This is a genomic window from Janthinobacterium sp. PSPC3-1 (assembly GCF_049896105.1).
Taxonomy (GTDB): domain Bacteria; phylum Pseudomonadota; class Gammaproteobacteria; order Burkholderiales; family Burkholderiaceae_D; genus Janthinobacterium.
Window position 1 is genome coordinate 1 of the sequence record NZ_JAFCTQ010000031.1, and the last position, 15,313, is coordinate 15,313.

Below are 15,313 nucleotides of genomic sequence, written 5' to 3' on the forward strand. Positions count from 1 at the left end.
CTGAGCCAGGATCAAACTCTTCAGTTTAATCTCTGTTACTTTGCCATTTTATTGGCATGGTCGAACCTTTTAATCGGCTCAAACCCCTCGCATTGCGAGGTGTTTGCTCACTCAAAAAACTGACAGACTACTTCCGAAGAAGTATCCTATTTCATTATTTCTTGTGAACATTTGATATTTTAAGTTTTACAGCGATCCGAAGATCACTGCTGCACTTCATCAAATGCCCACACTTATCGACTGTTAATTGTTAAAGAACGGTATTCGGTGCTACGTTTCGCGCTATCGACAAAGCGTTGTGTTTGTCAGCTGCGAAGAAGGAAGAGTATGAAGCGTTTCGGCCATTTCGTCAACCTTCTTTTTCTCTCGCTTCACTGTGCGACACGCTGTTTTGTGTGCATCGTTTTGCGAGGAGGCGAACTATAGCAAAGCGCCATGAGGGGCGCAAGGCTTTTGCCGGCTATTTTTACTCCACTGCTACAATTTCGCCCCCTCGACGTCGGTTGACGCTTATATATAGTGAAGAATCACATGAAACAACAAAAACGCGCAGGCTTCAGTTCCAGCTTTGGCGTGCTGGCCGCCACACTCGGTTCGGCCGTCGGTCTCGGCAATATCTGGAAGTTCCCTTACCTGACGGGCGCCAATGGCGGCGCCGGCTTCTTGCTGATCTATCTGCTGGCCACCTTGCTGGTGGGATTGCCCGTCATGATTGCGGAAATCACCCTGGGACGGCGCGCCAAGGTCAATCCCATCTCGACCATGGAACAGCTGGCGCCCAAGGGCCGGCCGTGGTGGCTGGTCGGCGTGATCGGCCTGGTGGCCGCCTTTCTCATCGTGGCGTTTTACTCGGAAGTGGTGGGCTGGGTGTTTGCCTATATCGTCAAGGCCATCGACGGTTCCATCCTCAGCAGCGATCGCCACGTGACGGAAGCGGCATTTGCCTCGCTGATCAGCAACCCATTGCAGGCATTGCTGTGGCAATGGGGTGTACTGATGTTTATCGGCGGCATATTGATGCTGGGCGTAACCAAGGGCATCGAGGCGCTCGCCAAGAAGCTGATGCCGCTGCTGTTTTTGCTGCTGCTGTTGCTGTGTGCGGTCAGCCTGTCGCTGGACAAGGCCGGCGAAGGCCTGGCCTTCCTGTTCCGTCCCGATTTCTCGAAACTATCCGCCGCCGTGGTGCTGACGGCGATGGGCCTGGCCTTTTTCAAGCTATCCGTTGGCATGGGCACCATGATGACCTACGGCAGTTACTTTCGCGATGACCAGGATATTCCACTGACCACCTTGCGCGTGATGGCGGCCGACCTCGGTGTATCGATGCTGGCAGGCATCGCCATCTTCCCGGCCGTGTTCACCTTCGGCTTTGCGCCCAGTGCGGGGCCGTCGCTGGTGTTCATCACCATCCCGGCCGTGTTCTCGCAGATACCGATGGGCCAGGCATTGATGGTGGTGTTCTTTATCCTGGCGGCCGTGGCCGCTACCGGTGCGATGCTGTCGCTGATGGAAGTGCCGGTGGTGATCTTTCATGAGCGGCTGGGCTGGAGCCGGCGCAAATCAACCCTGGTCACCATGCTGTCGCTGGCCGCGCTCGGTTCCCTGTGCGCCCTCAGCAACAGTACCCTGGCGCATTTCACGCTGTTCAATCTGAACATGTTCGACCTGTTCGACTTCGTGTCGTCGAATATCTTCCTGCCGATCGGCGGTATCGCAATTGCCTTGTTCACGGGCTGGGCCTGGGGCAAGGACAACTTCAGGCAGGCGATCAGCAACCAGGGCCGCTTGCAGAATGGCATGCTGGCCAATGTGCTGCTGTTCCTGCTGCGCTATATATCACCGGTATTGATCCTGCTGGTGATGCTGAAGGGCTTGAACGTTTTCTGATTACAACACCCGGGTGTAGGTCTGGCGCACCAGCACCCGGTCGCCGCAGTCGAAATGCCACCATTCGCTGTTGATGCCAAAAAATCCCGCCTGGAACATGGCGCCGCGCAACAGACGCCGATTGTCCACCTGCTGCTCGGTGATGTCGCCCCGTTCCAGCATGGCCAGTTCCAGCGCCGGGTGCGAGCGCTCGCTCAAATCGTCGAACCCTGTCCCCATGTCGAGTTCGGCGCCATCGGGCCCGACGATGGTGATATCCAAGGCCATGCCGAACGAGTGGATCGAGCCGCGCGACGGTTCGGCGATATAGCCCACCAATTCCGTTCCCTGCAGGGCATCCCACAATTGTTGCTGCACCCGCTGCGGGCGCAAGGCGTCGAGCACCAGCAGGTGATGGTCGGGCCGGTGCGCCACCAGCCAGGCCACGGCGCTTTCCAGTGCCGCGGCCGCATCGCGGTGCAACCAGGCGCAATCGATGGGGCTGTACAGGTCGCGGCCGACGAAATTGTCGGGGGTGGCGTAGCGCAAGTCGACGGCAATGCCGGCGATGCTGTTCAAGTGACGAAATTGCGGATCGCTGGCGACCGCTTCCAGTTGCAGGCTTGCACCAGCCATTACATTCCTCTTTCCAGGCAGTTGCGGGCCGCCACGCCGATGCTGTCGGCCAGGCGGCGCGCGCCATGCGACAACGGCGAATGGCTGGCCGTCAATAAATACAGTTGTATCGGCACCGCCGGCGCCCATGGCCGGCGCTGCAATAGCTCGGGCGAACCGGAGGCGGCCGTGAACGGGTCGACCACCGCCATGCCGGCGCCCGCTTCCACCAGCGAGCGGGCGATCTGGTAGGTTTGCACCACGGTGGAAAACACGGGGTGGATATCCTGCGCTTCGCAGCCGGCAATCACCAGTTCGCCCAGCGGATCGTTGTCGGCATGGCCGATCAGCTCGCCCGTCAGCCCCTGCGCCGTCAAGGGCGTGCCACAGTCCGCCGCGCGCCAGGTACCGGCCGGCGCGATCACCGTCATCACGCCCTGGGCGATCGGTTCGGCGACGATGCCGGGATGGCGCGGGTCCTGCAGCGACAGGGCCAGGTCCGCTTCACCGAGGCGCAGGGTATTGACGATCTCGCTGGTATGGTGGGTCGCCAGCTGGCAGCGCGTATGGGGAAAGTCACGGCGCCAGGCCGTCATGGCAAACGGCAGGACGCTGATGGCGATCGTCGGCGTCGACACCAGGCGGATGGTTTCCACCGCATGGCCTTTCAGGCTGGCGGCCAGGCGGCGGATGCCGATCAAGTCACGGTTGAGTTTTTCGGTCTCGACAAACAGGCGGTGCGCCTCGGGCTTGGGATACAGCTTGCCGCGCACGCGCTCGAACAAGGGCATGCCCAGTTGCAGCTCGCAATGTTGCAGCACCTTGGTGACGGCCGGCTGCGAGATATGCAGCACTTGCGCCGCGCCACTGATGGTGCCGACCTGCATGATGGCGTGGAAGACTTCGATATGGCGCAGCCGCATGACTTGTTCCTTTGCTCTTTACATTCGACCGCTGAGGCCGGAAAGGTTCAGCTTAATGGAAAAAGTCATGGGCTGGAATGGCATGCTACTTGGCTGCAACAGCCGGCGCAGGGGCAACCACGGGCAGTGGCGTCGTCAATACTTGCAGCAAGGCTGCCGTTTCCGCATCCGCCGTGCCATCAAACAAGGTATTGCGGTATTTCATCTGGAAGGCGATCAGCACGTTCTTGGTCTCTTCATCGAACACACCCGTTTGCGGCGTGGCATAGCCATGTGCCGCCAGTTTGCTCTGGAACCAGACGGCGTCCGGCAGCGACTGTTCATATACCGCACGCTGGGTGGCCACGCGGGTGGCGTCCGGCCAGACGATCAGGCCGGCATCGGCCAGTTGCTTCCATGGGAACAGCGGACCCGGGTCCTGCTTGCGCTGCGGCGCGATTTCATTGTGGCCAAGGATGTTTTCCGGCGCGATATTGTAGCGGGCCTGGATGTCTTTCAAGAGCGGAATCAGCTGGTCGATCTGCGCCTGCGGGAATGGATACCAGATGCGGCCTTGCGGCGATTCGGTAAAGCCCGGGTTGACGATCTCGATGCCGATCGAGCTGACGTTCAGCTGGGTATATGTCTTCCAGTTGCTGACACCGGCGTGATTCGCCTGGCGCGACTCGTCGACCAGCGCATAGAACTTCGGCTGGGCCGTATCGGTCAGCAGGTAATGGCTGCTGACGACTTGTTCCGTCAGGATCTTGATCGAACGGGGCAGGTCGCTGACCGTGTAGTGGATAACGATGAATTTCACGCGCGGACTCTGGCCGCGCGCCGTCAGGCTGCGGTCGATCTGGGGCACGGAGGTGGTACAGGCTGACAGCAGGGCGACCAGCAGGGCAAGCGCGATTTTTTTCATACGATATCCATAACAGGGTTAATCAATTCATGGCCGGACGCCTGCCTTGGCTGCCAGCCGGGCCGCCGCCTCATGCGAACGCGCCATTTTTTGTTCCATCATCAACGAGTCCGGCAACGCAGCGCGCATGGCTGCCGCGATCGCCGGGTGCAACTGCGCCGCGCGGCCGGCCAGCACCACCGGACGCGCACCATGGCGCGCCGTCAGGGCCAGCGCCAGCCGCGCCAGTTCCTGCCCGGCCCGCTGCAGGATCTCCAGCGCCAGCGGATCAGCATCAGCACTGGCGGCGACGGCCAGCGCCAGCCGGCCGATGGCGCCGCGGTCCTGGCCATACATGAACTGGCGCGAACTGTCCCAGTCGCTGCCACCGATCTGTTCAAACACGGCATGCGCCATCGCCGATTGCGTCCAGCTGCCCGGCGCCTCATCCTCGCGGCGCCAGATCTGGCGCAAGGCTTCGCGCGCGATCCAGTAGCCGCCACCGCCATCGTCCAATAATACGCCGCGTCCGCCGGCGCGGTGAAACACGCCGTCGCCATCGATCCAGGCGGCAATCGAACCCGTGCCGGCATACACCAGATAACCTGCACCGGGCGCAAAGCTGTCCAGATAGGCGATTTCAATATCATTGCACAAAGTGACGTCGGACGGGTTCAAGTCCAGCAGCGAGGCCAGCGTCTGCGCCAGGCTGGCCCCATCGCCGCCAAAACCCGTCAGGCCGGCATGCACATGGGTCGGCCGGCCGACTGCCAGCACGGCCTGGCTGAGGGAGGCAAAGGTGGCGTGCAGCGTGGCGCGGCCCGCATCACTGCCCATTTGCAAGGCAGACAGACCATCCACGGCGCCGCTGGCGACGATGGCGCCGTCAAAAGTTGCCAGCGCCCAGCGCGTCTGTGTGCCGCCGGCATCGATGCCCAGGCCTAGCAAGGCGCGTTGATTGGCTGCGTGGAAAGAAGTCATGCCGTGAGTGTAAAGCGAGAATAGCCCGGCAGGCATGAAAGCTTGCGCACAATACATGCCTGCAGGTTATGGATCAGCGGCCGGTCAGAAAATCTTACCTGGTGGCCACCACGCTGGGCTGGCGCAAGGTGATGCGTGCGCTTTCATTGCCCAGGCGGTCGACCGCGCTGATTACCACCGCATTGACGCGGCCGATCGCATCGTCCATCAGATTGAATTCCGTCTGTGTGCCGGCCACTACCGAAAAGCGCCATTCGTCGCCATAGCGGGCCCATACGGCATATTGCGCTGTCGGCTTGCCGCCGCCCGCCGTCAGGCGCACGTTCATGCTGGCCGTATCGCGCCGCATGGCGACCAGGGGCGCGCCCGGTGCCTCCGCCCCCAGCCATGGCGTGGCCGGTATCAGCGCCGGGCTTTGATACACACCCGCTTTCAGCTGTTCGCTGATGCCCTTGCGGTTCTGCATCAGGGGCACCATGCTGAAATGCACCTGGCCGTTGGCGCCGGGGCGCGTGCGCGTCACTTCGATCTGCTTGACGATTTCCTGCGGCGTGAACGACTTGGGCGTATTGTCGATGCGGCTGGTGTACAGGCCCGGCCAGACATGGCGGCCATACGGATTTTGCGCCAGCCAGTAGTCGAGCAGCACGCCGAACGCCTGCGGCGCCTGCGCCACCGGCCAGTACAGCTGCGGCGACAGATAGTCGAGCCAGCCTTTGGCCAGCCACAGTTCCGCATCCGCATACAGTTTGTCGTACTGGCTGAAGCCGACAATGCCGGGCGGACGCAGGTTGGGGCGGCCGATGCCGAACGGGCTGATGCCGAAGCGCACCCAGCTTTTTTCGCGGTGGATGCCGGTATACAAGCCTTCGATCAGCTGGTTGACGTTCTGGCGGCGCCAGGCGGCGCGATCGAGCTGGCCGCCGCCGAGCAGGTACTGCTGCCACGATGGCTCGTCGGGAAACGGCAGCTCGCGCTTGGCGGCGCCGCTGCCCGCATCCAGCGCGGCGGTTTCTGCGCCGGCGCCGGCGCCCGGCGCATCGATCGGATACGGATAGAAATAATCGTCGATATGCACGCCGTCGATATCGTAGCGGCGCACCACGTCGAGCACCACGTCGGTCGTGTGTTTCGAAGCGGCAGCGTCGCCCGGATCCATCCACAGGTAGCGGCCATATTGTTTCACGGACGCCGGGTTGGTGGACGCGAAGCTGTCGCGCGCCAGCGGCGACTTGGCCGTCGCATGACGTGCACGGTAGGGATTGAACCAGGCGTGCAGCTCCAGCCCCCGCGCGTGTGCCTGGGCCACCCAGAACGCCAGCGGGTCATACATCGGCAGCGGCGGCTGGCCCTGCTTGCCAGTCAAAAATTCCGACCACGGCTCCAGCTGCGACGGGTAGATCGCATCGGCGCTGGGGCGCACCTGCAACACGATGGCGTTCAAATTGAGCGACCTGGCGCGGTCGAGGATGGCAATCGCCTCGGCCTGCTGCTTGGCCACCGTCAGGTTGCTGCGGCTGGGCCAGTCGATATTGGCGACCGTCGAGACCCAGGCGGCGCGGAACTCGCGCGGCGCCGGCGGCGGCACTTCACCACGAATATGTTGCACGGGCGGTACGGCCGGCAGGGCGGCCGGGCCGGGTGTCGCATCGACGGGCATGCGGGAACTGGTGCAGCTGCTGAGCAAGCTGGCGGTGGCCAGCGCGGCCACGATGGTGGCGGTGGCAGCCAGCCGTTTCTTAAAAGTAGACAACAAAACAATTCCTTGCAAGGGTAGGGCGCAGGTCTATCGGTGCGGGCATTCTACTGTGCGCGGCCATGCCGCGGCGCGCACACTTGAAAAGCTCAGGCCTCGGCCTTCTTGCCGAATTCGGGATCGATCCTGACCAAGGCCGCCATGATGAAGGCGGGAATGGTGGCGATGCACACCCAGATAAAGAAGTGCTGGTAGCCCAGCATCTGCTGTATCCAGCCGCTGGCCATGCCGGGCAACATCATACCCAGCGCCATGAAACCGGTGCAGATGGCGTAATGGGCCGTCTTGTGGGCGCCGTCCGAGACCATGATCATGTACAGCATGTAGGAAGCGAAACCGAAGCCGTAGCCGAACTGTTCCAGCGCGATGCCGCCCGCGATCAGATAGATATTGCTGGGTAATGCCGTGGCCAGGTAGACAAATACCAGATCGGGCAGGTGCACCGACAGCACCATCACCCACAAACAGCGTTTCAAGCCGAAGCGCGAAATGATGTAGCCACCCAGCAAGCCGCCCAGTGTCAGCGCGATCACGCCGATGGTGCCGTAGACCAAGCCCACCTGCTCGGTGGACAGGCCCAGGCCGCCCTTGGCGACGGGGTCGAGCAGGAAGGGCGCGGCCAGTTTCAGCAGCTGCGCTTCGCCGAGGCGAAACAGCAGCAGAAAGCCGAGGATGACGACAATATCCTTCTTCTTGAAAAACGCCGCAAAGGTGGCGACGAATTCCTGCAGCGGAGAAACACCGGCATCGGTGATGCTGGGCCGATCAAGGGCCGGCTTGGGCAGGATGAAGTAATGGTACAGGAACAGGGCGATGAACAGGCCCGCCAGGATGGCGAACACCACCGACCAGGCCAGCTGCACGCTGCCGGTCGAGTGCGTCAGGTAGCCGGCCAGATAGACCAGCAGGCCCTGGCCGGAAATCATTGCCAGGCGGTAAAAGGTGCTGCGCACGCCGACAAACGCCGCCTGCTGGTGTTCTTCCAGGCCCAGCATGTAAAAACCGTCGGCGGCGATGTCATGCGTGGCGGAACTGAAAGCCATCAGCCAGAAGATCGCCAGGCTGATCTGGAAAAAGTGCGGCAGGGCGGTGGTCAGGGCCACCAGCGCCAGCGCGGCGCCAATCACCAGCTGCAGGCCGACGATCCAGAAGCGCTTGGTGCGGTACATGTCGATAAAGGGCGACCACAGCGGCTTGATCACCCACGGCAGGTACAGCCAGCTGGTATACAGGGCAATATCGGTATTGGTAAAACCGTAGTTCTTGTACATGATGACCGACAGCGTCATGACCACCACATACGGTATGCCCTGGCCGAAATACAGCGAGGGGATCCACAGCCAGGGGTTTTTCACGCGCGCGGGTGCGGTGGCCGGGGCGGTTTGTTTCACAAGCTTCATACATCCTTCATCGTCAAACAAGCAGAAGAATGCCGCGCCATCGGCTCAGGCGGCCAGTGCCGAGCGCACACTGCCGCCAGCGCCGGCCAACAATGCTTGTGCCTGGTCTGTGGTAATTTTTTTTAACAAGGCAACAATCGCCACCTTGACGTGAAACTGGCATTGCTCCAGCACGCTTCTTGCCTGCGCTTCCTCGGCGCCGGTGGCATGCATGGTCAGTTTGACGGCCCGCAAGATCAGCTTGGCGTTGGTCGGCTTCAAGTCTACCATCAAGTTTCCATAGGTTTTGTGCAAACCGACCATCAGCGCACTGGAAATGGTATTGAGGGTGATCTTCTGCGCCGTGCCCGCTTTCAGACGAGTGCTGCCGGAGATCACTTCGGTACCCGTGTCGAGCACGATGCCACAGTCGGCTTGCATGGCCACCGGCGCACCGGCATTATTGGCAATGCCGACCGTCAGCGCACCGGCCCCGCGCGCGGCGCGCAAGGCTCCCAACACATACGGCGTGGCGCCGGACGCGGCCAATAAAAACACCACGTCGTTGGGCTGAGGCAGCAAGGCCAGCAACTCCGCTGCGCCTTGGTCCACATCGTCTTCCGCCCCTTCGACCGCCGCGAACATGGCGCCGGCGCCACCGGCCAGGATGGCCACGGCGCGCTCGGGCGGCCAGGAAAAAGTGGGATGCAGTTCCACGCTGTCGAGCACGCCCAGCCGGCCCGAGGTGCCGGCGCCGACATACAAGAGCCGGCCACCGGCGGCGATACGGGGCAGGGCGGCCGTGATGGCGGCCGTGATATGCGGCGAGGCCAGCCTGACGGCTTCGACGGCCCAGAACTGGTCATCGACCAGTGCGGCCACCAGTTGCACGGTTGGATACAGATCGAGTTCCGCATGCCGCGTGCTCGGGGTTTCAGTTTTTAACATGACTCATGGACATGGTTGAACGATGAAACCAGTTTAATACCAACGAGCACAGCCAGCCATGAAAGGATGGTGAACAAGCATAACGGGAGCTTATGGGGCGCGACGCATCTCGGCCACGAAGTCGTAATGGTCGCTGCGGCAATACGAATGCGTGAGTTCCACCGCGACACCCGATTCCAGGTAGGCGAGGCGGGTAATGAACAGCACGGCCTGGCCATCGGGCACGCCCAGCTGCCCGGCCAGCACGCCGGTGGCGTTCATGGCGCGGATATGCTGCAGCGCGCGCACCGGCGACTTCTTGATCTGGGCCAGGTAGGCGTACAGCGAGTCGCCCACGGCGGCCGGGTCCGGCACCACGCTGAAGGGCAGTACGCTGACCTCATAGGCCATCACCACATCGTCGGCCAGGCGCAGGCGCTCCAGGCGCGCCACCTTGGTGTTTTGCGCCAGGCCCAGGCTCAGCTGTTCCTCGCTGCTGGCGATTACCACGTCGCGCTTGAGCCAGCGCGAGCCGGCCCGGTAACCGCGTTGCTGCAATTGTTCCGAAAAGCTCGACAGGTTCGACAGCGGCTGCTCGATGCGTGGCGCGATATAGTTGCCCGAACCGCGGCGGCGCACGACCAGGCCCTGCTCGACCAGCTGGTCGATGGCCTTGCGCGCGGTGACGCGCGAAACGTCGAGCAATTCGGACAGGGTGCGTTCGGACGGCAGGGCCTGGTCTACCTGGTAGCGGCCATTGCGTACGTCATCGCCCAGCTTGCGGGCGATCTGCATATACAACGGCGAATTGTCATTTAAATCGACCTTGAGTTCCATGCTGGTCTGGCTCATTACCGTTCTCCTAGTCTGCCTAGTGTAATGGCGATGGCGCTTGCGCGTGGCGCGCCGCCCATGAATAAATGGAAAACAGGCATAAATAACGGTTATACGCTTTTAAAACACTGGTTTTTTCGAACAATTCGCTTGAGACATAACTTGAAATTATAGATAAATAAGCAATTTTCATTGGCGCCGCCCTGCTGCGCCCCCTATGCTGGCCCATCATGGCAAGCATATTCAAGGAAAACCACATGAATCAGATGATGCTGCGGTGGCTCGGCGGCTGGATGGGCGGATTGCTGCTCGGTAGCACGGCAATGGCGGCGGCAGGCGAGGTGGGCAAGGTCAAGCTCGACAATCAGCTGGCGGCCATCGTCGGCGACGTGCGCCAGCCCTTGGCCAGCCTGTCAGTGCTGGCGATACGCCATGGCCAGCCTGTGTACCAACAGCAATTCGGCGACCGTTATCTGCCGGCGCAAGCGGAGCAACGCCTGCCGGTCACTGCGGACACCCTGTTTCGCATCGCCTCGGTCTCGAAAATGATGACCACCCTGGCGCTGATGCGGCTGGTGGAACAGCACCAGCTGCAGCTGGACCAGGACGTCGGCATCTACCTGGGCTTTTCCCTGCGCAACCCGTACTTCCCCACACAGGCGGTTACCCTGCGCAGCCTGCTCAGCCATACCTCGTCGCTGCGCGATGCGGGCGGCTACTTCTGGGGCGCCGAACGCAGCCTGCGCGATGTCTTTACCGCCGGCAGCGATGCCATGTGGACGAACAATGCCGCACCGGGCCGGTATTTCAGCTACGCCAACCTGAACTGGGGCGTGATCGGCACGGTGATGGAAAAGGTCACGGGCGAACGCTTCGACCGCCTGATGCGGCGTTTGCTGCTGGCGCCGATGGGATTGCGCGGCGGCTATAACCCGGCGGAATTCTCCCCGGGCGAACTGAACGACATGGCCACGCTGTACCGCAAGCGGCCCGCCGACAGCGAAACGTGGCAGCCGGACGGCCCGTGGATCGCACAGGCCGATGATGTCCATGTACAGGCACCCGTACAGCCTGCCGGACTCGACAACTATGTGATCGGCAGCAATGCCACCATCTTCAGCCCCACCGGCGGCTTGCGCATCTCGGCGGCGGACATGGGCAAGGTCATGCAGATGCTGCTGGCCGGCGGACGTTATCGGGGCCAGCAACTATTGCAGCCGGCCAGCATCGCGCTGATGTTTACCCGGCAATGGCAACTGGCGGCGGACGGCCGCAATGGCGACAGCGATCAGGGACTGTTCCGTGCCTGGGGCCTGGGTAACCAGCAGTTCGATGCGGATGGCGCACGGGGCAACGGGCTGGTGGCAGAGGCGCGCTTTTCCGCTGCCGGCCACCTCGGCGACGCCTATGGCTTGCGGTCCGCCTTCGTGCTCGACTTTGCCAACAGGAACGGCATGATTTACCTGATCGGCGGCACCGGCAGCGATCCGGACCAGCAGCGCGGCTCGCATACCGCGCTGTCACGGCCGGAAGAGGCGGTGCTCGACGCGCTCTACCATGGCGCCATTGTCAATCTTGACTAATGCGCACCAAATTAGTGCATTCCTGTAAGTTATGGCCGCACCATGATGTTTCATTGGCCCGCCCCGTACGCACCCTCTAAGCTCTCACCGAATGCTCCCGTGCCATGGGAGTACCTACGCAGCGAGGCAGCATGCAGCAACAACAAGTCATCATTATCGGTGGCGGCGTCGTCGGCCTGACGTCGGCCTGGTGGCTGGCCGAGGCCGGCTACAAAGTCACGGTGCTGGAACGCAACGAACAGGTCGGCACCGCCGCCAGCTACCGCAATGGCGGCCAGCTCAGCTATCGCTACGTGGCGCCCCTGGCGGACGCCGGCGTCCCCCTGAAAGCGCTGCAGTGGCTGCTGCAGAAAGATGGACCGCTGCGCTTCCGCCCGGAAGCGGACTGGCGCCAGTGGCGCTGGATGGCCAGTTTTTTGCGCAACTGCAATGCCGCCAGCAATGCCCGCACCACCGCCAAGCTGCTCGAACTGGGCGAACTGAGCCGCGCCGGCATGGCCCAGCTGGAATGGGCGGTGCCGCCGGAAGCCTATGCCTGGCGCGATGCGGGCAAACTCATCGTCTACCGTTCACCCGCCATTTTCCAGCGCGCCGTGGCCCGCCCCGAATCGGAAGAGGCGCGCCTGGTATTGACGCCGGCACAGGCCGTGCAGCGCGAACCGGCCTTGGCGGCGCTGCAAAAGTCGCTCGCTGGCGCCATCTTTACCGAAGGCGAAGCGGTGGCCGACTGCCACGCGTTTTGCCTGGCGCTGGAAGCGCGGCTGCGGCAACACCCGAATTGCGCGCTGCTGCTCAAGGGCGAAGCCCACAAATTGGTGCTGCGCAATGGCAAGGTGACGGGCGTCGAGACCAGCCTGGGCCTGCTGGGCGCCGACCAGTACGTGCTGGCGGCCGGCATCCAGAGCCGCGACCTGGCCGCCACGGCCGGCATCTATCTGCCGCTGTACCCCTTGAAAGGCTACAGCCTGACGGCGACCATCCGCGCGCAGGACCTGGCGCCCGCGATCAGCATCACGGACTTCGAGCGCAAGGTACTGTATGCGCGCATCGGAGGGGCGTTGCGCGTGGCGGCCATGGTCGACATGGTGGGCGCCGATACCAGCATCACGCCAGCCCGCATTGCCGGCCTGAAGCGGCTGGCGCGCGAAGCGATGCCGCAGGCGGCCGACTACGAGTCGGCCACGGCCTGGGCCGGCTTGCGGCCGGCCACGCCGAACAGCGCGCCACTGGTCGGCGCCAGCAAATACCCGAACCTGTGGCTGAACGTGGGCCACGGCCCATTGGGCTTTACCTTTGCGGCCGGCACGGCGCGCATCCTGGCCGACCTGATGGCCGGCAAGGCGCCACCGTTTGCGCTGGACTTCCTGCAGCCCAAGGCCTAGTGCCGAAGCGCAGCACGCGCCTTTCCCTTATGGCGGATAATTGCGGAACTTTCCGCTCTTGCCGCCTATCGCATGTCCAACTCGTCTCTTCCCACCGCCTGCCCCTGCGGCGGCGGCGCCTATGCCACTTGCTGCGGCCCGTATATTGCGGGCGATGTCCTGCCGCCCACGGCCGAAACATTGATGCGCTCGCGCTACACGGCATTTACCCTGCGCGACGAGCCATATTTGCGCGCCACCTGGCACGCCAGCACCTGCCCGAGCGATGCTTTATTTGCCGAAGAAGAAAAAGTCCAGTGGCTGGGACTTGAGGTAAAATCTGCTTTACGTTTACGTCAACGTAAAGCAGAATCTGCCGATCAGGCCAAAGAGATCTACCGCGATACCGTCGAATTCGTGGCCCGCTACAAGGTCAAGGGCCGCGCGCACCGCCTGCATGAAGTGAGCCGCTTCGTGCGCGAAGCGGACACTGGCGGCACCGTGCGCTGGTTGTATCTCGACGGCAGTTTTCCCGAATAGCGCGACCCGAGAGACCGGGCGATAATAAAAAGGAACAGCAATGCCGCACATCGAAAGCAAACTCAATCCGCGCAGCGACGATTTCAAGGCCAACGTGGCCGCCATGCAGGCCATCGTCGACGATTTGCGCGACAAGGTGGAAAGCATCGCGGCCGGTGGCGGGGAAGCCGCTGCCGCCAAGCACCTGGCGCGCGGCAAACTGCTGCCGCGCGACCGCGTGCAGATGCTGCTCGATCCCGGCACGCCGTTTCTCGAGTTTTCACAGATGGCGGCCTACGCCATGTACCAGGACGCCAATGGCGTCGACGCGGCGCCCGCCGCCGGCATCATCACCGGCATCGGCCGGGTCTCGGGCCAGGAATGCGTGATCGTCTGCAATGACGCCACCGTCAAGGGCGGCACGTATTACCCGATGACGGTGAAAAAACATCTGCGCGCCCAGGAAATCGCCGACCAGAACAACCTGCCCTGCATCTACCTGGTCGACTCGGGCGGCGCCAACCTGCCGAACCAGGACGACGTGTTCCCTGACCGCGACCATTTCGGCCGCATCTTCTATAACCAGGCCAACCTGTCGGCCAAGGGCATCCCGCAGATCGCCGTGGTGATGGGTTCTTGCACGGCCGGCGGCGCCTATGTGCCGGCCATGAGCGACGAATCGATCATCGTCAAGGAGCAGGGCACGATTTTCCTCGGCGGCCCGCCGCTGGTGAAAGCGGCGACCGGCGAAGTGGTGACGGCCGAAGACCTCGGTGGCGGCGACGTGCATACGCGCTTGTCCGGCGTGGTCGACCACCTGGCGCAGAACGACCTGCATGCGCTGTCGCTGGCGCGCACCATCGTCTCCAACCTGAACCGCAAAAAGCCGCAGCAGATGGCGCTGCGCGAGTCGGTCGAACCGCACTATCCGCCGCAGGAACTGTATGGCGTGATTCCCGTCGATACGCGCAAGCCCTTCGATGTGCGAGAGGTGATCGCCCGCATCGTCGACGCCAGCGCTTTTGACGAATTCAAGGCCCGCTACGGCACCACCCTGATCTGCGGCTTTGCGCATATCCATGGCATCCAGGTCGGCATCATCGCCAACAACGGCATCCTGTTCTCCGAGTCGGCGCTGAAGGGCACGCACTTCATCGAGCTGTGCTGCCAGCGCAAGATTCCGCTGGTGTTTTTGCAAAATATCACCGGCTTCATGGTCGGGCGCAAATACGAAAACGAGGGCATCGCCCGCAATGGCGCCAAGATGGTGACCGCCGTGGCGACCGCCGCCGTGCCGAAGTTCACGGTGATTATCGGCGGCAGTTTCGGCGCCGGCAATTACGGCATGTGCGGCCGCGCATTCTCGCCGCGCTTCCTGTGGATGTGGCCCAATGCGCGCATTTCCGTGATGGGCGGCGACCAGGCCGCGTCGGTGCTGGCAACCGTCAAGCGCGACGGCATCGAGGGCAAGGGCGGCGCCTGGAGCGCGGACGAGGAAGCGGCCTTCAAGCAGCCGATCAAGGATCAATATGAACACCAGGGCCACCCCTACTATGCGACTGCGCGCCTGTGGGACGATGGCGTGATCGACCCGGCCGACACCCGCATGGTGCTGGGCCTGGGCCTGTCGGCCGCGCTCAACGCGGAAATCCCGGACACGAAGTTCGGCGTGTTTCGCATGTAAGG

Annotated in this window: 13 protein-coding genes; 5 read left to right on the forward strand and 8 right to left on the reverse strand. The window is 62.7% G+C overall.

The window, feature by feature from the left end:
• The first annotated feature begins 531 nt into the window (after positions 1–531).
• Positions 532–1,887: a sodium-dependent transporter gene (locus ACP7B7_RS24285; RefSeq protein WP_426078407.1), complete on the forward strand. Its 1,356-nt coding sequence runs from the start codon at positions 532–534 to the stop codon at positions 1,885–1,887.
• Here the strand turns inward: ACP7B7_RS24285 and ACP7B7_RS24290 are convergent, their stop codons facing one another.
• From ACP7B7_RS24290 to ACP7B7_RS24325, 8 genes are all read right to left on the reverse strand, one after another.
• Complete coding sequence (locus ACP7B7_RS24290; protein WP_308923102.1) at positions 1,888–2,502, reverse strand: M15 family metallopeptidase; 615 nt, start codon at positions 2,500–2,502, stop codon at positions 1,888–1,890.
• Entirely contained in the window at positions 2,502–3,404 is a 903-nt protein-coding gene (locus ACP7B7_RS24295; RefSeq protein WP_308923103.1) for a LysR family transcriptional regulator, read from the reverse strand. The genes ACP7B7_RS24290 and ACP7B7_RS24295 overlap by 1 nt, the downstream gene beginning before the upstream one ends.
• 85 nt (positions 3,405–3,489) lie before the next feature.
• Positions 3,490–4,308 carry an N-acetylmuramoyl-L-alanine amidase gene (locus ACP7B7_RS24300; protein WP_426078409.1) on the reverse strand — a complete coding sequence of 273 codons (819 nt, stop codon included), beginning with the start codon at positions 4,306–4,308 and terminating at the stop codon, positions 3,490–3,492.
• Between the two features lie 27 nt (positions 4,309–4,335).
• The gene (locus ACP7B7_RS24305; protein WP_426078411.1) at positions 4,336–5,268 is read right to left on the reverse strand and encodes a BadF/BadG/BcrA/BcrD ATPase family protein; all 933 of its coding nucleotides are present in this window, start codon (positions 5,266–5,268) and stop codon (positions 4,336–4,338) included.
• 94 nt (positions 5,269–5,362) lie between these two features.
• Positions 5,363–7,024 carry a glycoside hydrolase family 10 protein gene (locus ACP7B7_RS24310; protein WP_426078412.1) on the reverse strand — a complete coding sequence of 554 codons (1,662 nt, stop codon included), beginning with the start codon at positions 7,022–7,024 and terminating at the stop codon, positions 5,363–5,365.
• Positions 7,025–7,113: 89 nt separating this feature from the next.
• Complete coding sequence (locus tag ACP7B7_RS24315) at positions 7,114–8,424, reverse strand: MFS transporter (RefSeq protein ID WP_426078414.1); 1,311 nt, start codon at positions 8,422–8,424, stop codon at positions 7,114–7,116.
• 45 nt (positions 8,425–8,469) lie between these two features.
• A complete protein-coding gene (locus ACP7B7_RS24320) occupies positions 8,470–9,351 on the reverse strand; it encodes an N-acetylmuramic acid 6-phosphate etherase (protein WP_426078415.1) in 882 nt (293 codons plus the stop codon).
• A gap of 90 nt (positions 9,352–9,441) precedes the next feature.
• Positions 9,442–10,182: a GntR family transcriptional regulator gene (locus ACP7B7_RS24325; protein ID WP_308923109.1), complete on the reverse strand. Its 741-nt coding sequence runs from the start codon at positions 10,180–10,182 to the stop codon at positions 9,442–9,444.
• 239 nt (positions 10,183–10,421) lie between these two features.
• On the opposite strand from ACP7B7_RS24325, the gene ACP7B7_RS24330 reads away from it, so the two are divergent.
• The 4 genes from ACP7B7_RS24330 to ACP7B7_RS24345 all read left to right on the forward strand — a co-directional run bounded on the left by ACP7B7_RS24330 (position 10,422) and on the right by ACP7B7_RS24345 (position 15,311).
• Positions 10,422–11,747, forward strand: coding sequence for a serine hydrolase domain-containing protein (locus ACP7B7_RS24330; protein WP_426078417.1), 1,326 nt, complete (start codon positions 10,422–10,424; stop codon positions 11,745–11,747).
• A 131-nt stretch (positions 11,748–11,878) separates the two neighbouring features.
• Positions 11,879–13,129, forward strand: a complete 1,251-nt coding sequence (locus tag ACP7B7_RS24335) for a D-amino acid dehydrogenase (protein WP_426078418.1) — start codon at positions 11,879–11,881, stop codon at positions 13,127–13,129.
• A gap of 72 nt (positions 13,130–13,201) precedes the next feature.
• Positions 13,202–13,648: a YchJ family protein gene (locus ACP7B7_RS24340; RefSeq protein WP_426078420.1), complete on the forward strand. Its 447-nt coding sequence runs from the start codon at positions 13,202–13,204 to the stop codon at positions 13,646–13,648.
• A 40-nt stretch (positions 13,649–13,688) separates the two neighbouring features.
• Positions 13,689–15,311 (forward strand): carboxyl transferase domain-containing protein, encoded by a 1,623-nt coding sequence (locus tag ACP7B7_RS24345; protein ID WP_426078421.1) that lies wholly within the window; start codon positions 13,689–13,691, stop codon positions 15,309–15,311.
• Positions 15,312–15,313: the final 2 nt, after the last annotated feature.